This is a genomic window from Nocardioides limicola (assembly GCF_016827675.1).
Taxonomy (GTDB): domain Bacteria; phylum Actinomycetota; class Actinomycetes; order Propionibacteriales; family Nocardioidaceae; genus Nocardioides; species Nocardioides limicola.
Genome location: NZ_JAERJA010000008.1, coordinates 26,325 through 48,784 on the forward strand (window position 1 = coordinate 26,325; position 22,460 = coordinate 48,784).

At 70.0% G+C, this 22,460-nt stretch carries 19 protein-coding genes; 13 read left to right on the forward strand and 6 right to left on the reverse strand.

The window, feature by feature from the left end; all coding sequences use genetic code 11:
- The first annotated feature begins 7 nt into the window (after positions 1-7).
- The 8 genes from JKG67_RS13530 (at position 8) to serA (ending at position 10,219) form a co-directional block, all read left to right on the forward strand.
- The gene (locus JKG67_RS13530) at positions 8-1,993 is read left to right on the forward strand and encodes a cation:proton antiporter (protein ID WP_203337861.1); all 1,986 of its coding nucleotides are present in this window, start codon (positions 8-10) and stop codon (positions 1,991-1,993) included.
- Positions 1,994-2,021: 28 nt separating this feature from the next.
- The gene (locus JKG67_RS13535; RefSeq protein WP_203337862.1) at positions 2,022-2,438 is read left to right on the forward strand and encodes a VOC family protein; all 417 of its coding nucleotides are present in this window, start codon (positions 2,022-2,024) and stop codon (positions 2,436-2,438) included.
- A 78-nt stretch (positions 2,439-2,516) separates the two neighbouring features.
- Complete coding sequence (locus JKG67_RS13540) at positions 2,517-3,212, forward strand: 4a-hydroxytetrahydrobiopterin dehydratase (RefSeq protein WP_203337863.1); 696 nt, start codon at positions 2,517-2,519, stop codon at positions 3,210-3,212.
- 258 nt (positions 3,213-3,470) lie between these two features.
- Positions 3,471-5,231, forward strand: coding sequence for an acetolactate synthase large subunit (locus tag JKG67_RS13545; protein WP_203337864.1), 1,761 nt, complete (start codon positions 3,471-3,473; stop codon positions 5,229-5,231).
- Between the two features lie 34 nt (positions 5,232-5,265).
- Positions 5,266-5,811 (forward strand): acetolactate synthase small subunit, encoded by a 546-nt coding sequence (gene ilvN / locus JKG67_RS13550; RefSeq protein WP_203337865.1) that lies wholly within the window; start codon positions 5,266-5,268, stop codon positions 5,809-5,811.
- Between the two features lie 47 nt (positions 5,812-5,858).
- Positions 5,859-6,884 carry a ketol-acid reductoisomerase gene (gene ilvC / locus JKG67_RS13555; protein ID WP_203337866.1) on the forward strand — a complete coding sequence of 342 codons (1,026 nt, stop codon included), beginning with the start codon at positions 5,859-5,861 and terminating at the stop codon, positions 6,882-6,884.
- A 139-nt stretch (positions 6,885-7,023) separates the two neighbouring features.
- Positions 7,024-8,454 carry an argininosuccinate synthase gene (gene argG, locus JKG67_RS13560; RefSeq protein WP_203337867.1) on the forward strand — a complete coding sequence of 477 codons (1,431 nt, stop codon included), beginning with the start codon at positions 7,024-7,026 and terminating at the stop codon, positions 8,452-8,454.
- Positions 8,455-8,623: 169 nt separating this feature from the next.
- The gene (gene serA, locus JKG67_RS13565; protein ID WP_307816562.1) at positions 8,624-10,219 is read left to right on the forward strand and encodes a phosphoglycerate dehydrogenase; all 1,596 of its coding nucleotides are present in this window, start codon (positions 8,624-8,626) and stop codon (positions 10,217-10,219) included.
- A 20-nt stretch (positions 10,220-10,239) separates the two neighbouring features.
- Here the strand turns inward: serA and yczR are convergent, their stop codons facing one another.
- Positions 10,240-11,673, reverse strand: coding sequence for a MocR-like transcription factor YczR (yczR, locus tag JKG67_RS13570; RefSeq protein ID WP_238998449.1), 1,434 nt, complete (start codon positions 11,671-11,673; stop codon positions 10,240-10,242).
- A gap of 71 nt (positions 11,674-11,744) precedes the next feature.
- Here yczR and yczE point away from each other — a divergent pair, with 71 nt between their 5' ends.
- Positions 11,745-12,407: a membrane protein YczE gene (gene yczE / locus JKG67_RS13575; RefSeq protein ID WP_203337870.1), complete on the forward strand. Its 663-nt coding sequence runs from the start codon at positions 11,745-11,747 to the stop codon at positions 12,405-12,407.
- A 118-nt stretch (positions 12,408-12,525) separates the two neighbouring features.
- Here the strand turns inward: yczE and JKG67_RS13580 are convergent, their stop codons facing one another.
- The gene (locus JKG67_RS13580; protein WP_203337871.1) at positions 12,526-13,089 is read right to left on the reverse strand and encodes an O-methyltransferase; all 564 of its coding nucleotides are present in this window, start codon (positions 13,087-13,089) and stop codon (positions 12,526-12,528) included.
- A 277-nt stretch (positions 13,090-13,366) separates the two neighbouring features.
- Here JKG67_RS13580 and JKG67_RS13585 point away from each other — a divergent pair, with 277 nt between their 5' ends.
- The 3 genes from JKG67_RS13585 to JKG67_RS13595 are packed head-to-tail and all read left to right on the forward strand — an operon-like array spanning position 13,367 to position 15,697.
- The gene (locus JKG67_RS13585) at positions 13,367-13,519 is read left to right on the forward strand and encodes a hypothetical protein (protein ID WP_203337872.1); all 153 of its coding nucleotides are present in this window, start codon (positions 13,367-13,369) and stop codon (positions 13,517-13,519) included.
- A gap of 11 nt (positions 13,520-13,530) precedes the next feature.
- The gene (locus JKG67_RS13590; protein ID WP_203337873.1) at positions 13,531-14,595 is read left to right on the forward strand and encodes a 3-isopropylmalate dehydrogenase; all 1,065 of its coding nucleotides are present in this window, start codon (positions 13,531-13,533) and stop codon (positions 14,593-14,595) included.
- 25 nt (positions 14,596-14,620) lie between these two features.
- Entirely contained in the window at positions 14,621-15,697 is a 1,077-nt protein-coding gene (locus JKG67_RS13595; RefSeq protein WP_203337874.1) for a branched-chain amino acid aminotransferase, read from the forward strand.
- A gap of 21 nt (positions 15,698-15,718) precedes the next feature.
- Here the strand turns inward: JKG67_RS13595 and pgl are convergent, their stop codons facing one another.
- The 4 genes from pgl to tkt are packed head-to-tail and all read right to left on the reverse strand — an operon-like array spanning position 15,719 to position 21,258.
- Positions 15,719-16,438, reverse strand: coding sequence for a 6-phosphogluconolactonase (pgl, locus tag JKG67_RS13600; protein WP_203337875.1), 720 nt, complete (start codon positions 16,436-16,438; stop codon positions 15,719-15,721).
- Positions 16,435-18,069 carry a phosphoglucose isomerase-related protein gene (locus JKG67_RS13605; protein WP_307816563.1) on the reverse strand — a complete coding sequence of 545 codons (1,635 nt, stop codon included), beginning with the start codon at positions 18,067-18,069 and terminating at the stop codon, positions 16,435-16,437. Before JKG67_RS13605 ends, pgl begins: the two co-directional genes overlap by 4 nt.
- Positions 18,066-19,175 carry a transaldolase gene (gene tal / locus JKG67_RS13610; protein WP_203337876.1) on the reverse strand — a complete coding sequence of 370 codons (1,110 nt, stop codon included), beginning with the start codon at positions 19,173-19,175 and terminating at the stop codon, positions 18,066-18,068. The genes JKG67_RS13605 and tal overlap by 4 nt, the downstream gene beginning before the upstream one ends.
- Positions 19,176-19,224: 49 nt before the next feature.
- Complete coding sequence (tkt, locus tag JKG67_RS13615) at positions 19,225-21,258, reverse strand: transketolase (RefSeq protein ID WP_238998464.1); 2,034 nt, start codon at positions 21,256-21,258, stop codon at positions 19,225-19,227.
- 217 nt (positions 21,259-21,475) lie between these two features.
- Between tkt and JKG67_RS13620 the strand changes: the two genes are divergently transcribed.
- Positions 21,476-22,438, forward strand: coding sequence for a heme o synthase (locus JKG67_RS13620; protein WP_307816565.1), 963 nt, complete (start codon positions 21,476-21,478; stop codon positions 22,436-22,438).
- The last annotated feature ends 22 nt before the right edge of the window (positions 22,439-22,460 follow it).

Consider the following 22,460-nt stretch of genomic DNA (forward strand, 5'->3'; position numbering starts at 1 on the left):
TCAGGCCATGTCGGACCAGTTGGCCCATGGCCTGCCCGCGGCGTTGCTCGAGGTGTCCCTGCTGCTGGCCGTCGCGGTCCTGGTGGGGCTGGTCGCCCAGCGGATCCACATCCCGATCACGGTGGTGCTGGCCGTGGTCGGGGTCCTCCTCGTCGAGCTCGGGGCGGACCTGGCCACCACCTCCTTCGTCGCCGGCGCGGGGCTGAAGGAACTGCTGCTGAACCTCTTCCTGCCGATCCTGATCTTCGAGGCGGCGCTGGGCCTGTCCACGCGCGAGTTCATGCGCAACCTGGTGGCGATCACCGGACTGGCCACGGTGGCGCTGGTGATCTCGGCCGGACTGGTCGGCGTCGGACTCAACGTGATCCTGGGGATCCCGCTGGTGGTGGCGCTGCTCTTCGGGGTCCTGATCTCGGCCACCGACCCGGTGGCGGTGGTGGCCATCTTCCGGGAGGTCGGGGTCCCGAAACGGCTGCTCACTATCGTCGAGGGCGAGAGTCTGCTCAACGACGGCGTCGCGATCGTCCTCTACAGCATGCTGCTGACGGTGGCTGCCGGTCATTCGATGACCATCTCCGAGGGTGTCACCGAGTTCATCGTGGTCTCGGTCGGTGGGCTGCTGCTCGGTGCCGTGGCCGGCACTCTGGCGGTGCTGCTGCTGCCGCACCTGCCCCGGCTGCCTGCCGCCGCGTTCTCGGTCGCCATCGCCTATTCCACGTTCGTGCTGGCCGAGATCTGGCACGTCTCCGGCGTGATGGCCACCCTGGCTGCCGGCGTGGCGATCGGCGGCATGCTGGAGAGCCGCGCCGGCGAGAGCGTCCGGGACCTGCTGCACGAACTGTGGGAGTCGCTGGCGTTCATCGCGAACGCGCTGCTCTTCCTCTTCATCGGACTGGCCCTGGACTTCGCCCTGATCCGGGAGAACCTGGCCGCCATCGGCGTCGGCGTGGTGGCGGTGCTGGTGGCCCGACCGCTGGCGGTGATCCCGCTGATGATCTTCCTCGAACGGGCCACCCGGATCCCCAAGGTCGGGAACCGGAACTCGGCGGTGGTGGTCTGGGGCGGCCTCCGCGGCGGCGTGGCGCTGGCGTTGGCCCTCGCGCTGCCGCAGGATCTCGCCGCCCGAGACCAGATCGTGGCGCTGACCGGTGGCGTGGTGATGGCCACGCTGTTGGTCAACGCGACCACGATCTCGTTCGCGGTGCACGCCCTGGGACTGGACAAGCCCACCCCCGCCGAGCTGTATCTGGAGGCACTGGGGCGGTTCGCCGCCGTCAACGCGGCTCGGGAGAAGTTGCGGGAGTTGGACCTCGAGGACGACCTGGTCGGCGCCCACCTCGATGTGGCCGAGGCCGACGCCCGCGACGAACTCTCCCGCTCCCACCTCAGCCATGAGGCGGAGGTGCAGGTGCTGGTGCTGCGCGGGCTACACATCGAGCGGGAGACCTACCAGGGGCTGGCCGACGCGGGCCTGCTGCCACCGATCGCCACCCGCACCCTGCTGCAGGAGATCGACGATGAGATCGAGGAGGTGGAGGTGGGGGAGTTGCGCGTCGACGCCGCCCGGCGTGCCCACCTGCCCTGGTACGGGCGCGCCCACCGCTGGCTGCTCGGGGTGATGCCCGAACCGCTGGGCGTCGACCTGACCGAGGTGGCCTACATCGAGGTCTCGGCACGACGACTGGCGGCCGGCAACGCGGTCAAGGAGTTGGAGGCGTTCCGCGACCTGCCGCAGGTCGAGCTCGGGTGCGTCGACGGGGCGGTGGCCACCTTCGTGCACTGGCGCGACAGTGCGGCGGAGCGGTTGGCCGTCCTCGAGGAGTCCGAGGAGGTGGATCGCGTCCAACTCAAACGCCGACAGGCCAAGGCGCTCGGGCACATCGCGGCCGCCGAGGTGCTCAACGAGATGGTGATGACCGGCGTCCTCTCACCGGCAGTGGCCGAGCAGGCGGCCCAGCACGTGTCACGGGAGATCGGCGAGGCGGGCCACTGACGTTGGCGCCGTCAGCGAGGATGAGGACGTGGATCCCCGACTCAGCTTCATCACCCTCGCCGCACGCGACCTGACCGCCTCGCGGCGCTTCTACGCCGACGGATTGGGCTGGTCACCTGCCCTGGAGGTGCCGGGTGAGGTGCTGATGTTCCAGGTCGGGGAGCGGCTGGTCCTGTCGCTGTGGGCTCGCGACGCCTTCGAGGCGGAGGTGGGCACCCTCGGCGACGGGCACGGCGTACCCCCACTGACGCTGGCGCACAACGTCAGCACCCCCGAGCAGGTCGACCAGGTGCTGGCCCTGGCACGAGCGGCCGGCGCCGACCCCGTGGTGGAGGGCATGGAGCGTGCCTGGGGAGGCTACTCGGGGTACTTCGCCGATCCGGACGGGTTCCGCTGGGAGATCGCTTGGAACCCCGGTGAGATCGGCCGGTTGGTTCTGCCCTGACCAGGTCGCTCACCTGTTGTCCTGGGCCCCGGCGGCGTAGGTTGGTGGGAGGCGCAGGGACCCGAGGAGGAGATCCAGATGAGTGCCCGGAACGAGGCCGACAAGGTGGTGTTGTCCGATCGGGAGGTCAGCGAGTCCGAGGGGCTCGATGACTGGCGGATCCTGCTCGGTGCGCTGCACACCCGGTTCCGGACCCGGCACTTCGCGACCGGTCTCCAGCTGGTCAACCGGATCGGAGCCGCAGCCGAGGAGGCCAACCACCACCCGGACCTCGACCTGCGCTACGGCCATCTCAACGTGAAGCTGGTCAGCCACGATGTGGGCGGACTCACCGCCCGCGACGTACGGATGGCGCGACAGATCAGTGGCCTGGCCGCGGAGGAGGGCGTCGCCGCCGATCCAACCGCCGTGCAGGAGCTCGAGATCGCCCTGGACACTCCCGACCACACCGCCATCAAGCCCTTCTGGCAGGCACTGCTGGGGCTGCGCCCGCACCCGTCGCTGGACATCGACCTCACCGACCCGAACGGCTCGACGCCGTCCCTGTGGTTCCAACGCACCGACAGCGCCACCGGTGCGGACGGCGACGAGCCGGACCGGATGCGGTTCCACCTCGACATCACCGTCCCGCACGACGTGGCCGAGCAGCGGGTCGCCGAGGCAGTGGCGGCCGGGGGCACCCTGGTCAGCGACGACCGTGCGCCCGCCTTCTGGGTGCTGGCGGACCCGGACGGGAACAAGGCCTGTGTGTGTACGTGGCAGGGGAGGGAGTAGAGCTGCCACATGGTGGGACCGGCGTTTCATCATTTGGGACGAGTGGCAAACTGGCTTGACGCCCGGCCACCCCGACCGCGACCGTGGACGCATGCGCATGGACCTCCTTGTACGCACGCGACGCGTGAGCTGAGACGATAACGTCTCGCCTCCCGCGTCATCCCCTCGTCGCAGTCAGGCCGAGGGGTTTTTTGTTGGGCTGACACCGCAGGCACCCGTCACGAGCAGGGCCGAGTGAGACAGGCAGGAAAGACAGCAATGAGCGACAGCCAGAGTCACGGGCAGATCACCGGGGCACAGAGCCTGATCAAGTCGCTGGAGGCAGCGGGGGTCACGGACATCTTCGGCATCCCCGGCGGCGCCATCCTTCCGGCGTACGACCCGCTGATGGACTCGACCGCGATCCGACACATCCTGGTCCGGCACGAGCAGGGCGCGGGCCACGCCGCCCAGGGGTACGCCGCAGCCACCGGCAGGGTCGGCGTCTGCATGGCCACCTCGGGCCCGGGCGCCACCAACCTGGTCACCCCGATCGCCGACGCGCACATGGACTCGGTGCCGATGGTGGCGGTCACCGGTCAGGTCGGCGCCAAGATGATCGGCACCGACGCCTTCCAGGAGGCCGACATCCGCGGCATCACGATGCCGATCACCAAGCACAACTTCCTGGTCACCGACCCCGCCGCTATCCCGCAGACGATCGCGGAGGCCTTCCACATCGCCTCCACCGGCCGCCCGGGGCCCGTCCTGGTCGACGTGGCCAAGTCGGCGCTGGAGGCGCAGACGGACTTCCGCTGGCCCACCGAGTTGAGCCTGCCCGGATACCGGCCGGTGACGCACCCGCACGCCAAGCAGATCCGCGAGGCCGCCAAGCTCATCCTGGCCGCCCGCAAGCCGGTCCTCTACGTCGGCGGCGGAGTGATCCGATCGGTGGCCGCCAAGGAGTTGCGCGAACTGGCCGAGTTCACCGGCATGCCGGTGGTGACCACGCTGATGGCTCGGGGAGCGTTCCCCGATAGCCACCCCCAGCATCTGGGCATGCCCGGGATGCACGGCACCGTCGCGGCCGTGGCCGGCCTGCAGAAGTCCGACCTGATCATCAGTCTGGGCGCCCGCTTCGACGACCGGGTGACCGGCAAGCTGGACTCGTTCGCGCCGAACGCCCAGGTGATCCATGCCGACATCGACCCCGCGGAGATCGGCAAGAACCGGCACGCCGACGTGCCGATCGTCGGTGACTGCCGTGCCGTCATCTCGGATCTGCTCGAGGTGCTGCGCGCCGAGGCGGCCGCCGGCCACACCGGCGACTACGAAGGCTGGGTCGCCTTCCTGGCCGGGGTCAAGAGCCGCTACCCGGTCGGCTACGACACGCCTGCCGACGGGTCGCTGGCCCCGCAGTACGTGCTGGAGCGGCTGGGCCGGATCGCCGGACCCGACACCATCTACACCGCCGGCGTCGGCCAGCACCAGATGTGGGCCGCGCACTTCATCGGCTACGAGAACCCCAACACCTGGCTCAACTCCGGCGGTCTGGGCACGATGGGCTACTCGGTCCCGGCCGCGATGGGCGCCAAGGTGGGTCGCCCCGACGCGACCGTGTGGGCCGTGGACGGCGACGGCTGCTTCCAGATGACCAATCAGGAGCTCGCCACCTGCGCGATCAACGACATCCCGATCAAGGTGGCGGTGATCAACAACGAGTCCCTGGGCATGGTCCGGCAGTGGCAGACCCTCTTCTACAACGGCCGCTACTCCAACACCGACCTGCACTCCAAGCGGATCCCCGACTTCGTGAAGCTGGCCGAGGCCTACGGCTGCGTCGGCCTCGCCTGCGAGAAGCCCGAGGACGTGGACGCCACCATCGAGAAGGCGATGGAGATCAACGACGTGCCCGTCGTGGTCGACTTCCGGGTGCACCGGGACGCGATGGTCTGGCCGATGGTGGCCTCGGGCACCAGCAACGACGACATCAAGTACGCCCGCGACCTGGCGCCCGAGTTCGACAAGGACGATCTGTGAGTCCCCGGCGTACCACCTCAGCAGAAGGAGTGAGATGAGCAAGCACACCCTGTCGGTGCTGGTGGAGAACAAGCCGGGCGTCCTGGCCCGGATCGCCGGCCTCTTCAGCCGCCGAGGTTTCAACATCGACAGCCTCGCAGTCGGACCGACCGAGCACCCCGAGGTCTCCCGGATGACCATCGTGGTCAACGTCGAGGACTCGCCGCTGGAACAGGTGACCAAGCAGCTCAACAAGCTGGTCGAGGTGATCAAGATCGTCGAGCTCGACGGCTCCGCCTCGGTCAATCGCGAGCTGATGCTGGTCAAGGTCCGCGCGGACGGTGACACCCGGGGCCGGGTGCTCGACGCGGTGGCGATCTTCAAGGCCAAGGTCGTCGACGTCGCCCCGGACGCGGTGACCATCCAGATCACCGGCAACGCCGACAAGCTCGCCGACTTCCTGGCGGTCGTCGAACCCTTCGGGATCCGCGAGCTGGTGCAGTCCGGCATGGTGGCGATCGGTCGCGGTTCGCGGTCGATCACCGAACGGACCCTGCGTCCGGTCCCGGTGCCGGTGCCGCCTCCGGCAGCCGGCCAGTGACACCTACACAGACAACCGATTCAACCGCAACAGAAGGAGAGCCCGACGTGGCTGAGATTTTCTACGACGACGACGCTGACCTGTCCCTGATCCAGGGCAAGAACGTGGCCGTCATCGGCTACGGCAGCCAGGGTCACGCCCACGCGCTGAACCTGCGCGACTCCGGCGTGGACGTCCGAGTCGGCCTCAAGGAGGGCTCGAAGAGCATCGCCAAGGCCGAGGAGGAAGGCCTGCGCGTGCTGAGCGTGGCCGAGGCGGTCGAGGAGTCCGACGTCATCGTCATCCTGGCCCCCGACCAGTTCCAGCGGCACATCTACGCCGAGTCGATCGCGCCGAACCTGACCGCGGGGGACACCCTGGTCTTCGGGCACGGCTTCAATGTGCGCTTCGGCTACATCCAGGCCCCCGAGGGCGTCGACGTCATCCTCGTCGCCCCCAAGGCGCCGGGCCACACCGTGCGTCGCGAGTACGTCGCGGGCCGGGGCATCCCGGACATCATCGCGGTCGAGCAGGACGCCTCCGGCACCGCCTGGGACCTGGCGAAGTCGTACGCCAAGGCCATCGGCGGCACCCGCGCCGGCGTCATCAAGACCACCTTCACCGAGGAGACCGAGACCGACCTGTTCGGTGAGCAGGCCGTCCTCTGTGGCGGCGTCTCGCACCTGGTGCAGGCCGGCTTCGAGACGCTCACCGAGGCCGGTTACCAGCCCGAGATCGCCTACTTCGAGGTGCTGCACGAGCTCAAGCTGATCGTGGACCTGATGTGGGAGGGCGGCATCGCCAAGCAGCGCTGGTCGGTCTCCGACACGGCCGAGTACGGCGACTACGTCTCCGGCCCGCGGGTGGTCACCCCGGCCGTCAAGGAGTCCATGCAGGCGATCCTGGCCGACATCCAGAGCGGCGCGTTCGCCCAGCGGTTCATCGACGACCAGGACAACGGCGGTGCCGAGTTCCTCAAGCTCCGCGAGGAGGAGGCCGGCCACCCCATCGAGGCCACCGGCAAGGCGCTGCGCGCGCACTTCTCCTGGAAGCAGAGCGACGACGACTACACGGAGGGTTCCGCCGCTCGCTGACGCGGGCCCTGGCAGAACAGACCGAAGGGCGTCGAACGGCGCGACCACAGGGGCAGTTCCTGGCCGGGAACTGCCCCTGTGGCGTACCCCCTGCGCCCCGAATGCATGACTATGCAGTGGTGTGCATATACTTGCGTCCATGAGTAAGGTCCTTACCAGCCTCCCCGCCGGCGAGCGCGTCGGCATCGCCTTCTCCGGCGGACTCGACACCTCCGTGGCCGTGGCCTGGATGCGCGACAAGGGCGCCGTCCCGTGCACCTACACCGCCGACATCGGCCAGTACGACGAGCCGGACATCTCCGGCGTACCGGGTCGGGCGCTGGCCTACGGCGCCGAGATCGCCCGCGCCGTGGACTGCAAGCGACCGCTGGTCGAGGAGGGCCTCGCCGCCATCGCCTGCGGCGCCTTCCACATCCGCTCCGCCGGACGCACCTACTTCAACACCACGCCGCTGGGCCGGGCCGTGACCGGCACCATGCTGGTCCGGGCGATGCACGAGGACGGCGTCAACATCTGGGGCGACGGCTCCACCTTCAAGGGCAACGACATCGAGCGCTTCTACCGCTACGGTCTGCTCGCCAACCCGGCGTTGCGCATCTACAAGCCCTGGCTGGACGCCGACTTCGTCGCCGAACTGGGCGGCCGCGCCGAGATGAGCCAGTGGCTCACCGAGCACAACCTGCCCTACCGGGACAGCCAGGAGAAGGCCTACTCCACCGACGCCAACATCTGGGGTGCCACCCACGAGGCGAAGACCCTCGAGCACCTGGATGTCTCCTTGGAGACCATCGAGCCGATCATGGGCGTCAAGTTCTGGGACCCCTCGGTCGAGATCGCCGCCGAGGACGTGACGATCAGCTTCGAGGCCGGTCGCCCGGTCGCCGTCAACGGCGTCCGGTACGACGACTCGGTGGCGCTGGTCAAGGAGGCCAACGCCATCGGTGGCCGCCACGGGCTCGGCATGTCCGACCAGATCGAGAACCGGATCATCGAGGCGAAGTCCCGGGGCATCTACGAGGCTCCAGGGATGGCGTTGCTGTGGATCGGCTACGAACGACTCCTCAACGCCATCCACAACGAGGACACGATCGCCAGCTACCACAACGAGGGCCGGCGGCTCGGTCGGCTGCTGTACGAAGGGCGCTGGCTCGACCCCCAGGCGATGATGATCCGCGAGTCGATCCAGCGCTGGGTGGCTTCGCTGGTCACCGGCGAGGTGACGCTGCGGCTGCGGCGCGGTGAGGACTACTCGGTGCTCAACACCGACGGCCCGACGTTCTCCTACCACCCCGAGAAGTTGTCGATGGAGCGCACCGAGAACGCCGCCTTCGGTCCGACCGACCGGATCGGCCAGCTCACCATGCGCAACCTCGACATCGCGGACTCCCGGGCCAAGCTCGAGTTGTACGCCGCGCAGCCCGCCGATCAGGGGCAGGTGGTCGTCGAGCACGGCATCCTGTACGGCGAGCTCCCTGCCGGCGGTGCCGACGAGATCACCCGCAACGAGGGTGTCACCGGTGACGAGGAAGCGCTGCTGGACGAGGCCGCGATGGAGTTCGGCACCGACTGATCTCCGGCTGGTTCTGGGCCGGTGTCCCACCGGTCGGGCAGGTCTCGGGGCGCGTGTATCGTTGCTTCGGGCACAGCGTCGTGCACCCCGCGCACAGACCGCGCCCGTGCTCGTTCCATCCGAACGGCCGCGGTGTCGGTTGGAACCCACTGGAACCGAGGACATGGCCGTGACCAAGCCCGTCGTACTCATTGCCGAGCAGCTCAGCCCCGCCACCGTGGAGGCGCTCGGACCCGACTTCGAGATCCGTCACTGCAACGGCGCGGACCGCGGCGAACTGCTGTCCGCGATCGCCGACGTCGACGCGATCCTGGTCCGCTCCGCCACCAAGGTCGACGTCGAGGCGCTGGCCGCGGCGAAGCGACTCAAGGTGGTCGCCCGCGCCGGAGTCGGTCTCGACAATGTGGACGTCAAGGCCGCCACCCAAAGTGGCGTGATGGTGGTCAACGCGCCGACCTCCAACATCGTCTCCGCCGCCGAACTCGCGGTCGCGCTGATGCTCGCTGCGGCCCGCAACATCAGCCCCGCGCACGCCGCCCTGACCCAGGGGGAGTGGAAGCGGTCCAAGTACTCGGGCATCGAGCTCTACGAGAAGACCGTCGGCATCGTCGGCCTGGGGCGGATCGGCGTGCTGGTGGCCCAGCGGCTCTCCGCCTTCGGCATGAAGGTCATCGCCTTCGACCCGTACGTGCAAGCCGGTCGGGCCGCCCAGATGGGCGTGCGCCTGGTCGACCTGGACACGCTGATGGCGGAGGCGGACTTCATCTCCGTGCACCTGCCGAAGACCCCTGAGACCGTGGGCCTGGTGGGCGCCGACCAGTTGGCCAAGGCGAAGCCGTCGCTGGTGCTTGTCAACGCCGCGCGTGGCGGCATCGTCGACGAGGCAGCGCTCTTCGACGCGCTCAAGGAGAACCGGATCGCCGCCGCCGGCCTCGACGTCTTCGCCAAGGAGCCGTGCACCGACAGTCCGCTCTTCGAGTTGGAGAACGTGGTGGCGACCCCGCATCTGGGCGCCTCCACCGACGAGGCCCAGGAGAAGGCGGGCATCGCGGTGGCGAAGTCGGTGCGGCTGGCGCTCTCGGGCGAGCTCGTTCCCGACGCCGTGAACGTCCAGGGCGGCGTCATCGCCGAGGACGTGCGCCCCGGTATCCCGTTGACCGAGAAGCTGGGCCGGCTGTTCACCGCGTTGGCCGGCGAGGTCGCGCAGCAGATCGACGTGGAGGTCCGCGGCGAGATCACCGAGTTCGACGTGCGGGTGCTGGAGTTGGCAGCCCTCAAGGGAGTGTTCTCCGACATCGTCGAGGAGCAGGTCTCCTACGTGAATGCTCCGCTGCTCGCCTCCGAGCGTGGCACCGCGGTGCGGCTGGTCGCCGAGGCCGAGAGCCCCGACCACCGCAACCTGATCACCATCCGCGGCACCCTGGCCGACGGTTCGCAGGTGTCGGTGTCGGGCACCCTGATCGGCATCGCCCAGCGGGAGCGGATCGTCGAGGTGAACGGCTTCGACATCGACATCGAGCCCACCGACCACCTGGCCTTCTTCCGGTACGTCGACCGCCCCGGCATGGTGGGCATCGTCGGCGGCATCCTGGGCGCGGCGAACGTGAACATCGCCGGCATGCAGGTGGCCCGGGACAGCAAGGGCGGCCACGCGCTGGTCGCACTCTCGGTGGACTCGGCGATCCCGGCCGAGGTGCTGGCCGAGATCGAGAGCGCCATCGACGCCGACACCGTCCGCGCTGCCAGCCTGGTCAGCCTCGCCTGACCCTGGCTGCGGGCGCTGGCTCAGGCGACCATCACCCGGCCGTCGGTGCCGGGCAGGGCGGTGGCGTGCTCGACATGGCCGGCGTGTGACCAGGCCTCGGCGATCCGGGCGACACCGGTGCTGAGGTCCTCCACGCTGCGCGTCCAGGGGATCCGGATGTGCCGGCCCAGACCGCCCTCGACGGCGAAGGTGGGTCCGGGGGCGACCGGTGCGCCACGCCGTTCGGCCTCGGCCGCCACGGCTACCGCAGCGGGGGCGGGGAGCTCGCACCAGAGCACCAGACCTCCGGCGGGAACAGTGAAACGCCACTGGGGCAGTTGATCGCCCAGCAGAGCGACGAGGTGGTCGCGCTGGGTGCGCAGGCGGTTGCGCTGAACGGCCAGCAGTGGCTCGGGGTCGGAGAGGATCCGGGTCAGCGTCAACTGCTCCAGCACCGCCACCCCCAGGTCGAGGGAGAGTCGGGCCTGGATCAGGCGGGGCACCAGGTGGTGGGGTGCTCGGATCCAGCCGACCCGGAGGCCGCCCCAGAACGTCTTGCTGGCCGACCCCAGCGATACGGTGTCGGCGGAGTAGGCGGCGAACGGCAGCGGCATCGCGCGGTCGTCGAGCAGCAGGGCACGCTCGGCTTCGTCGATGACCGGGACCGTCCGGGTCCGCGCCAGCAGGTCGGCCATGCCGGCCCGGTCGGCATCGGACATCAGGGCGCCGGTGGGGTTCTGGAAGTCGGGGATCAGATAGGCGACGGCGGGAGCGGTCTGGCGCACCGTGGCTGCCGCGGACTCCAGGTCCCAGCCGGCGGGGCCCAGCGGCAGCGGCACCAGCCGCGCACCGGCCCGGCGTAGCACCTGGGGGGTGTTGGGATAGACGGGCGTCTCCACCAGTGCGCGCTCGCCGGCGCTGAGCAGTGCCATGGCGGTGATCGCGCCGGCGGATTGGGCGCCGGGGGTGATGATGACCTGGTCGGGGTCGGTGGGCAGGCCCTGGGCGTCGTAGCAGGCCGCGATCACCTCGCGCAGGGCCGGCAGCCCGGTGGGGAAGTAGCCGTGGTTCCCCAGGTGTGCCGGCAGGTCGTCCAGGGCCGCCTGGTAGGCCGCCAGGACTCCCGGTGGCGCGGCTCCGGCGGCGCAGACCAGGTCGACGGTGTTGCCCGTGGGGTCGTACGGCGCCACGAGGCGGTCGTGGGCGCGTTCGCGACCGTGGGGCACCCGGGTGAAGGTGCCCGCGCCGCGCCGCGCCTCGGCGTACCCGGCTTCGCGCAACTCGGCGTACGCCCGAGTCACCGTGGTCCGTGAGACCGAGAGGACGTCGGTCAGGTCGCGTTCGCTGGGCAGGCGACTCTGCAGCGCGATCCTTCCGTCGCCGATGGCGGTGCGCAAGGCATCGGCCAGGCCCGCGTACGCGGGGGACCGGTCGAAGTCACCGACCACAGTGGCTACTTGTCTGGCAGAGATCATCGCGCCCATACAGACCACTGTCTCACAATTGGCTATTTCAGCCAAGGCCAATCGGCCTCATGATTGTGGCCATGACCACCCCCGTCGCCACCCGCGAGATCGCGAACCTCGGCCCACTGGCCCAACTCCGGGCCGGTCGCCTGGCACGCAGGGTGCCGCAGCTCATCGTCGGTCTGGTGGCCTACGGGGTCTCGCTGGCGATGATGGTGGTCGGTGCGGTCGGGCTCGCCCCCTGGGACGTGCTGCACTCCGGGCTGACCCGCTACCTGCCGCTCACCCTCGGCCAGACCGTGGTGCTGATCAGCTTCGTGGTGCTGCTGCTCTGGATCCCGCTCAAGGAGCAGCCGGGCATCGGCACCATCGCCAATGCCGTGCTCGTCGGGCTCTCCGCGGATGCGGCACTCGCGGTCCTGCCCACGGCCGAGCACCTGTGGGCACGCGTCGCGTTGATGGTCGGCGGGGTGCTGCTCTGCGGGGTGGCCAGCGCGCTCTACATCGGCTCCCAGTTCGGTCGCGGACCCCGGGACGGGCTGATGACCGGGCTGATGCGGCGGACCGGACTGTCCCTACGCCTGGTCCGGACCGGACTCGAGGGCACCGTGGTGGTGCTCGGCTTCGCCCTCGGCGGAGTGGTCGGCCTCGGCACGTTGCTGTACGCCGTGACGATCGGTCCGCTCACCCAGGGACTTCTGCCGTTCGTTGTCGTAGAATTGAAGGAGAGGAATGAATCATGATCTGGATCTATGCATTCGCGATGATCGGGGCGTGGCTGGCCTGCGCCACGCTGTGGACGCTGCTCATGCCCGGTCCCGGTGCCCGCGAGGTCCCGCGCTCACATCGGGTCTGAGGCCCTCAGCGGCGGGTGGCGACGATGACGGAGGAGTCCGGGGCCACCATGATCTCCACCCCCACGAACCGCTCATCGGTGAGCCAGTGCTCACGCAACGTGTCCACCCGCCCCAGGGTCAGCGGCGGCCACTGGCTGCACGGGGTGAAGTTGTCCAGGACCACGATGCCGCCCGGTTCAACGAGATCGGCGATCGTGTCCACCTCCACGCCGGGGGACTCGCCGTCGAGGAAGAGCAGCGAGTAGGGGCCCTTGTCGCGCAGCGTCGACCAGTCGGCGGCCAGGACCTCGACCCGCGGATCGTCGGCGAAGAGTTCCTGAGCGCCCTCGGCCAGGCCGGGGTCACGTTCGGCGGTGAGGATGTGGGTCCCGGGACGGATCCCGGAGCGCAGCCAGGCCGTGCCCACCCCGCACCCGGTGCCGAACTCGGCCAGATACCCCTCCCGGGTGGCCGCCAGCGTAGCCAGCAGGCGGCCGGTCTCGTTGCGGCAGAAGGAGACGTAGCCCGCCTGCCGGGACACGTCGAAGGCTCGCTCGACGACCTCGGGCAGGTCAGGGCGCGCGCTCATGGCTTGAGCATGTCGCGGTCCCCACTGCACCGGCCCGATGTCTCGCATGATGAGCGACACGCCCGAAATGCGTGCGCGAACCACCCGTGGCGGCGTACAGTCGGATCACCATGCGGAGCGTCTTCGTACTCATCGAGCGCCGCGGCGAGGCCCAGCAGCGATAACGCTGCTCAGTGAGGCCACCTCGTCGCGGTGGTCGGCGTTGACGGTCTCACTACTCCTCCATCCACTGACCGGCAGTCCAGGACAGCCGCCGTCCACGCATGAGGTATCGCGCATGTTCACCATCACCGCCACCCACCCCTCCATGTTCGACCCGACCGAGTGGGGTCCGGCCAACCACAATCCGGAGAACCCCCACAGCGTCGAGGCCACCCAGGCCGCGATTGACCAGCGAGACAACGACGGCCTGCGGCCGGACGACAACTAATCTCGTTGTCCATGACCAACGACGCAACCGTTCAGCTCGCCGTCATCCCCGGCGACGGCATCGGACCCGAGGTGACCACCGAAGCCCTCAAGGTCCTCGAAGCAGCCACCGACACCAAGTTCGAGCAGACCCGCTACGACCTCGGTGCCGAGCGCTACCTGGCCACCGGCGAGGTGTTGCCGCAGAGCGTCCTGGACGAACTGCGCGGCGCCGACGCGATCCTGCTCGGTGCCGTCGGCGGCAAGCCCAACGACCCGAACCTGCCTCCGGGGATCCTGGAGCGTGGCCTGCTGCTGAAGCTGCGGTTCGAGCTCGACCACTACGTGAACCTGCGTCCGTCGCGACTCTTCCCCGGCGCCACCTCGCCGCTGACCGAGGCCGTGATCAAGGACGGCATCGACTTCGTGGTCGTCCGTGAGGGCACCGAGGGGCCCTACACCGGCAACGGCGGCGCCCTGCGGGTGGGAACGCCCGCCGAGGTGGCCACCGAGGTCTCGGTCAACACCGCCTTCGGTGTCGAGCGGGTGGTCCGGGACGCGTTCGCCCGCGCCCAGCGTCGTCCACGTCAGAAGCTCACCCTGGTGCACAAGACCAACGTGCTCGTGCATGCCGGCGCGGTCTGGTGGCGGCTGTTCCAGAAGGTCGCCGAGGAGTACCCGGAGGTGACCGTCGACTACATGCACATCGACGCGGCGATGATCTTCATGACCACCGACCCCGGTCGCTTCGACGTGATCGTCACCGACAACCTGTTCGGCGACATCATCACCGACCTGGCCGCGGCGATCACCGGTGGCATCGGGCTGGCGGCCTCCGGCAACGTCAACCCCGACCGGACCGCGCCGTCGATGTTCGAGCCCGTGCACGGCTCCGCCCCCGACATCGCCGGCCAGCAGAAGGCCGACCCGACCGCGGCGATCCTGTCGGCCAGCCTGCTCCTGGACCACCTCGGTCGGACCGAGGAGGCCCAGCGGATCGAGCAGGCGGTGCTCACCGACCTGACTCGACGCACCCCCGGAACGACCCGCACCACCGCCGAGGTCGGCGACGCCATCGCGGCGATCGTCGCCGGCTGACCAGGAGAGGACTACGTTGGGCGCCATGGAGTTCCAGACCACGCTCACCACCACGCCGGTGGCCGAGCAGCAACTCGCTGAGATCCTGGCCGCCCCCGGTTTCGGGACCCACTTCACCGATCACATGGTGACGGTGGAGTGGACCCCCGAACGCGGGTGGTACGACGCCCGGGTGACGCCGTACGGGCCGCTCACCCTGGACCCGGCCACCGCGGTGCTGCACTACGCCCAGGAGACCTTCGAGGGGATGAAGGCCTACCGGCACGAGGACGACTCGATCTGGCTGTTCCGGCCCGAGGAGAACGCGGCTCGGATGGTGCGCTCGTCGCATCGGCTGGCGCTCCCGGTGCTGGAGGTGCCGGACTTCTTGGCCGCCGTCGAAGCGCTGGTCGCCGTCGACCATCGGTGGGTTCCGGACGGGGCGGGGGAGAAGAGCCTCTACCTGCGGCCGTTCATGTTCGCCTCGGAGAAGTTCCTGGGTGTGCGCCCCAGTCAACACGTCACCTTCATGGTGATCGCCAGCCCCGCCGGCTCCTACTTCGCCGGCGGGCTCAAGCCCGTGACCCTGTGGCTGACCACCGAGTACACCCGCGCTGGCCGCGGTGGGATGGGTGCCGCCAAGACCGGCGGCAACTACGCGAGCTCCCTGGTCGCCCAGCAGGAGGCCACCTCCCACGGCTGTGACCAGGTCGTCTTCCTGGACGCGGCCGAGGGACGGTACGTCGAGGAGCTCGGCGGGATGAACATGTACTTCGTGCACGCCGACGGGTCCATCGTCACCCCGGCCACCGGCACCATCCTCGAGGGCATCACCCGCTCGGCGATCATCGAGCTGGCAGGCAAGCTCGGCCACGAGGTGACCGAGCGCAGGATCGACGTCGACGAATGGCGCGACGGCGTCACCAGCGGCGAGATCACCGAGGTCTTCGCCTGTGGCACCGCTGCCGTGGTCACGCCGGTGGGCAGCCTCAAGTGGGACGGAGGAGCCACCCCCGAGGTGGCCGAGGCCGGGCCGGTGACCACACGGATCAGGCAGGCGCTGGTGGACATCCAGTACGGTCGCGCCGAGGACACCTTCGGCTGGATGCACCGCGTCGTCTGAGCCTGACGCGACCAGCGGACGTCAGTGGTCGGTGGCCGCCTCGGAGTCGAGCCACCAGATCGTCTCAGCAGCCCGGACGCCGGCAGCCGGCACCTCGCCGATGTCGGCCCCGGAGGCACGTGCTGCCGCGACCGCGGCCGCCTTGGCCGCACCGGTGACCAGGAACCAGACAGCGGGGGTCCGGTTCAGTGCGGCGAAGGTGAGGCTGATCCGTTCCGGCGGGGGCTTGGGGGAGTCGGTCACGGGCACCGTCTCGCCGTCGGCGACGAGTTGGGGGAAGCCGGGGAACAGCGAGGCGACGTGGCCATCGGGGCCGACCCCCAGCATCACCAGGTCGAACCCGTCCGGTGCGTGGGCGCGGATCTCATCGGCATAGGCGGCCGACGCCTCGTCCAGGGTCAACCCGGAGTCGGCGGCAGGCATCTCGTGCACCCGCCGCGGGTCGGCGTCCACGTGGTCGAGGAGGTCGCGCCGGGCCTGGCCGGCGTTGCGGTCCTCGCTCCAGGAGTCGACGTAGCGTTCGTCACCGAACCAGAAGTCGACGTCATGCCAATCCACATCCAGACCGTCCACCGACGCGGCCACCGCTCGGTGCACCAGGGACGCCACGGTGCCACCGGTGAGCACCACCGACGGAGTGCGCCCCGAGGACTGGACGGCGGCCAGCCGAGCGATCAGCGCCGTCGACACCGCCTCGGCCACCTCGCTCGGCGAGTCGAGCACCCGCACGTCGTCGGTCATGACAGCACCTCCAACACTCGCTCCAGTCCGGACTGGTCCGCGATCTGCAGTCGGAGCACCGGCCGACCCTGATCGGTCAGCACCGCGGCATCGCCGGCCGCCTGGGCGGCGATGAAGTCCCCGAAGCTGAACTCCCGGCCCGGGATCGACAGTTCCTCCTCGACCAGACCGGTGAGCTGCAGGAAGACCCCGGTGTGCGGTCCGCCCTTGTGGTACTGGCCGGTGGAGTGCAGGAACCGTGGCCCCCAGCCGAAGGTGACCGGCCGGCCGGTACGCCGGGCCAGCGCGGCACGGGTCCCCGCCACCCGGGAATCACGTGTCGAGGGCAGGTAGGCCTGCACGGCGAGGTAGCCCCGCTGGGAGTCCAACTGCGCCAGCAGGGCGAGCACGGCGTCCTCGACGGTGTCCGCAGAGCCCAGCCAGGCCGGCTGCCCGTGGATCGCGACGGACCCGTCGACGAAGGCGGGGTCCGCGGGCGTGCCCGCATGGTCGAGGAGCTCCCTGGCGGCAGCCTTGGCGCTCTCCACGTCGGGTTGGTCGAACGGGTTCACCCCGAGCAGCCGCGACGCGTGCACGGTGGCGTACTCCCAGATCAGGAACTGGGCGCCCAGCCCGGCGTCCACGGTCGCGCCCCAGCCGGAGGCGGGTCGCACCGTGTCGAAGACGAAGTCGGGGCCGTAGGTGACCAGGACGCCGTCGGTGCTGCTGGGGGTGAAACCGGGCGCCGAGACGCTCTCCACCACCACCGGGGCGATGCCTCGCCCTTCCTTGCCGGTCGACTCCGCGACCAGCTGCTCCACCCAGTCGCCCAGCCCCGGGTAGGGGGATCCGGCGTCGGCCAGCACCAGCTTGTCCACGCCGTGCAGGGCGGCAGCGCCGAGGAGGGCGCCAAGCCGCACGCCGGGGTTCTCCGCGCTGTCGGACTCGAGACGTGCCCGCACCGACGCGGCCTCGTCGAGAAGCCGGTCCAGGTCCACCCCGGCCAGCCCGGACGGCACCAGGCCGAACGCGGTGAGGGCGGAGTAGCGGCCGCCCACCATGGGATCGGCCTCGAACACCCGATGCCCGGCCTCGGTCGCGCTCGCGTGCAGGGGGGAACCCGGGTCGGTGACCATCACGATGCGCCGGGCCGGGTCCCAGCCGGCGCTGCGGAACGCCTCGGCGAACGCGCGCCACTGGCTGTCGGTCTCCACCGTGCCGCCGGACTTGCTGGACACCACGACGACGGTGCGGTCGAGCCGGTCGCTGAGCGCAGCCCGGACCGCGTCCGGATGCGACGAGTCCAGCACCGTCAGCTCGACCTGCGCCGCTGCGCAGATCACCTCCGGCGCCAGGGATGAGCCGCCCATGCCGCAGAGCACCACCCGGTCCAGGCCCTCAGCGAGCAACTCCGCCCGCAGCGCCGCGATCTGGGCGACCAACGGTCGGGAGGTGTCCGGCAGGGACGTCCAGCCCAGCCTCAGGGCAGCCTCGGCCTCGGCTGCGGGCCCCCACAGGGTCGGGTCCCCGGCCGCGGTCCGGCTGGCGACCGAGTCGTCCACCAGCCGCTGCACCGCACCGACATAGGCTCCCTCGTCGGGATAGCCGAACAGCATCTCCACGCCGGGCGCGGTGACCTGGTTCGGTGTCACGCGTCGGCTCCGGCGAGCTGGTCGGAGACCGTCGCCAGGAGATCTCGCCAGGAGGCGATGAACTTGTCGACCCCCTCGGCCTCGAGCACCGCGATCACGTCGTCGTAGTCGACGCCGACGGCAGCCAGGTCGGCCATCACCTGCGCCGCGTGCTCGTAGTAGCCGGTGACCTGGTCCCCGAGCACCTCGCCGTGGTCGGCGAAGGCGTCCAGGGTGGCCTGCGGCATCGTGTTCACGGTGCCGGACACGGCCAGGTCGGTGACATACATCGTGTCCGAGTACGCCGGGTTCTTGACGCCCGTGGACGCCCAGAGCGGCCGCTGCGCCGCAGCTCCGGCGTCGGCCAGTGACCGCCAACGCTCGCTGTCGACGAAGTCGGCGAACAGCTGATGGGCGAGCCGGGCGTTGGCCACCCCGGCCAGGCCCTTCAGTTCGCCGGCGGTGTCGCCACCGATCTTGTCGAGCCGGTTGTCGATCTCGGTGTCCACCCGGGACACGAAGAACGACGCCACCGACTGGATGCCCGAGACATCGTGGCCGGCCGCCAGGGCCTGCTCGATGCCGCGCGCATGCGCCTCCAGGACCTGCCGATAGCGGTCCAGGCCGAAGATCAGCGTCACGTTGACGCTGATCCCCGCGGCCAGCGTTGCGGTGATCGCGGGCAGTCCGGCCTCGGTCGCCGGGATCTTGATGAACAGGTTCTCCCGGTCCACCGCTGCCCAGAGTTCCTTGGCCTGGCTCAGGGTGCCGTCGCCGTCGTGAGCCAGTTCGGGGGAGACCTCGATCGAGACCCGCCCGTCGACGCCGCCGGTCGCGTCGAAGACGGAGCGCAGTTGGTCGCAGGCGTTCCGCACGTCGGTGGTGGTCAGTTCGAAGACCGCCTCCTCGACGTCGGTGCCGGCCGCCGCCAGGGCGCGAACCTGCTCGTCGTAGCGGGCGCCCGAGGCCAACGCGGCGGCGAAGATCGACGGATTGGTGGTCACCCCCACCACCGAACTGTCGGCGATCAGCGCGGCGAGGTTGCCGGTCTCGATCCGCTCCCGGGACAGGTCATCGAGCCAGATGGACACCCCGGCCCTGCTCAACTGTGACAAACGGTCCGACATGGATCTCCCTCTGCTCTGGCCCTGGTGGGGGCGCGTGGGTCGCTCCGGTTCAGTGGCCGGACAACCCCTGGATGCTCTCTTTGGCGGCAGTCACCACGGCCTCGGCGGTGATCCCGAACTCGCGGTAGATGGTGGCGTAGTCGGCCGAGGCGCCGAAGTGTTCCAGGGAGACGCTGCGACCCGCGTCGCCGACGATGTCGCGCCATCCCTGGCTGATCCCCGCCTCGACGCTCACCCTGGCCTTCACCGACGGCGGCAGCACCGAGTCGCGCCACGCCTGGTCCTGGGCGTCGAACCACTCCCGGCAGGGCATCGACACCACGCGGGCAGCGATCCCCTCGGTGGCGAGCCGCGCCCGCGCCTCGACGGCGAGTTGCACCTCCGAGCCGGTCCCGATCAGCACCACGTCGGGCTCACGATCGGCGGCGTCGATCAGCACGTAGCCGCCCTTGGCGACGTCGTCGGCGCTGCCCCAGGTCTGGCCCTCCGCGTCGGTGCCGCGGGGGAAGGTGGGCACGTTCTGCCGGGTCAGGCACAGACCGGCCGGCCTGTCGGTGTGGCCCAGCACGGTGCGCCAGGCCGCGACGGTCTCGTTGCCGTCGGCCGGGCGCACCACGTCCAGGCCGGGGATCGCCCGCAGGGCGGCCAGGTGCTCGACCGGCTGGTGGGTGGGGCCGTCCTCACCCAGTCCGATGGAGTCGTGGGTCCACACGTAGGTGACCGGCAGCCCCATCAGCGCAGCGAGCCGGACCGGCGGACGCATGTAGTCGGAGAAGACCAGGAAGGTGCCGCCGTAGATCCGGGTGCCGCCGTGCAGCGCGACCCCGTTCATGATCGAGCCCATCGCGTGTTCGCGGATGCCGAAGTGCAGCACGCGGCCGTAGGGGTGGCCGGTGTAGTAGTCGCCGGAGCGTTCGGCCGGGATGAACGAGGGCTCGCCGGCCGGGGTGGTGTTGTTGGAGTCGGCCAGGTCGGCGCTGCCGCCCCACAGTTCCGGCAGGTGTCCGGCGATCGCCGAGAGCACCTCGCCGGACGCCTTCCGGGTGGCGACCGATCCGCCGGTCTCGTACGCCGGCAGGTCGGCATCCCAGCCGAGCGGCAAGGTGCGGGTGGACAACCGGTCCAGCAGCTCCTTGCCGGCGGGGTTCGCGGCTGCCCAACGGGCCACCTCGGCGTCCCAGTCGGCCTGGGCGACCGTGCCCCGATCAACCAGCGCGCGGGTGTGCGCCAGGACCTTGTCCGGCACCTCGAAGTGCGCCTCGGGGTCGAAGCCGAGCACCTTCTTGGTGGCGGCGACCTCGTCGGCGCCGAGAGCGGAGCCGTGCGACTTGGCGGTGTTCTGGGCCTGGGGGGCAGGCCAGGCGATGACGGTGCGCAGCACGATCAGGCTGGGCTTGTCGGTCGCCGCATCCGCGGCGTCCAGGGCGCGCCAGACCGCGTCGACGTCCTCGACGTACTCGGCGCCGTCGTTGGTCCAGTCGACGGTCTGCACGTGCCAGCCGTAGGCCTCGTAGCGCTTGGCGACGTCCTCGGTGAAGGCGATGTCGGTGTCACCCTCGATGGAGATCTGGTTGGCGTCGTAGATGACGGTCAGGTTGCCGAGCTGCTGGTGGCCGGCGATCGAGGAGGCCTCGGCGCTGACGCCTTCCTGCAGGTCGCCGTCGGAGGCGATCACGTAGATCCGGTGGTCGAAGGGGCTGCTCTCGGCGTCGGGATCCAGCAGGCCGCGTTCGCGGCGGGCCGCCATCGCCATCCCGACCGCGTTGGCGACACCCTGGCCGAGGGGGCCGGTGGTGGTCTCCACCCCCGCGGTGTGCCCGTGCTCGGGGTGGCCCGGCGTCTTGCTGCCCCAGGTGCGCAGCGACTGCAGGTCCTCGAGTTCGAGCCCGAAGCCACCGAGGAAGAGTTGCGTGTAGAGCGTGATGCTGGAGTGTCCGGCGGACAGCACGAACCGGTCCCGGCCCAGCCAGGTCGGGTCGGCGGGGTTGTGCTTCATCCGCTTCTGGAAGAGCAGGTAGGCGACCGGCGCCAGGCTCATCGCAGTGCCGGGGTGTCCATTGCCGACCTTCTGCACCGAGTCCATCGCGAGCACCCGGCAGGTGTCCACCGCCAGGGCGTCGAGATCGGTCCAGTCCAGTGTGCTCACGCGGCTTCCTCCGGGGGGTGTGATCAACGGCGCTGTCCACTCGACCGCGCTCGGTGAGAGCCTACCGAGGTACGGCGATAGACTCGACCCCGCACTGCCACGAGTGGACGCCCCCACGGCGTCCCTCGGCTCCGCCGATCCCGAGGTTTCCCCAGTGACGTACGTCGGCCAACCGGCCCACGCTGCCCCCGAGCAGCCGGACCGCTCCACCCCTGCCGACGAGCCGGCGACCCTGCGTGACGTGGTGATGGCCTACGTCGGCCTCACCAAGCCGCGAGTGATCGAGTTGCTGCTGCTCACCACGGTCCCGGTGATGTTCTTCGCGGCGCGCGGGGTGCCACCCCTGGGGCTGGTGGTCGCCACTGTGATCGGCGGCACCCTCTCCGCGGGCTCGGCGTCTGCCTACAACTGCGTCTACGACCGGGACATCGACGAGCAGATGCGGCGCACCCGGCGGCGGGCGCTGCCCCGGCACATCGTCTCGCCTGCCTCGGCGCTGGTGTTCGCGACCGTGCTCGCGGTGCTGTCCACGGTCATCCTGTGGGTGTGGGTGAACCCGCTCTCGGCCGGGTTGGCGGTGGGCGCGAACGCGTTCTACGTCTTCGTGTACACGATGCTGCTGAAGCGGCGTACCACCCAGAACATCGTCTGGGGCGGCCTGGCGGGGTGCTTCCCGGCCCTGATCGGCTGGACCGCGGTGACCGGTGAGCTGGCCTGGCCGCCGGTGATCCTGTTCATGGTGGTCTTCTTCTGGACGCCACCGCACACGTGGGCGTTGGCGTTGCGCTACCGCGAGGACTACGCCCAGGTGTCGGTGCCGATGCTGCCGGTGGTCAAGCCGGCGGCCGTCGTCGGCGCCCAGATCGTGGCCTACTCGTGGGTGATGGTGGCCACCTCGCTGCTGCTGTGGCCGGTCGCCGGCACCGGCAACTTCTACCCGATCGTGGCCGGGCTGCTGGGCGTGGTGTTCCTCGTCGAGGCGCACCGGATGTGGGGTCGCACCAAGCGCAGCGACGCCCTCAACGACATCCGCCCGATGCGGCTCTTCCACCACTCGAACCTCTACTTGTCGCTGCTGTTCGTGGCGGTGGCGCTGGATCCGCTCCTCGCCTTCTGATCGTCGGGCGGGTGGTTTTCGG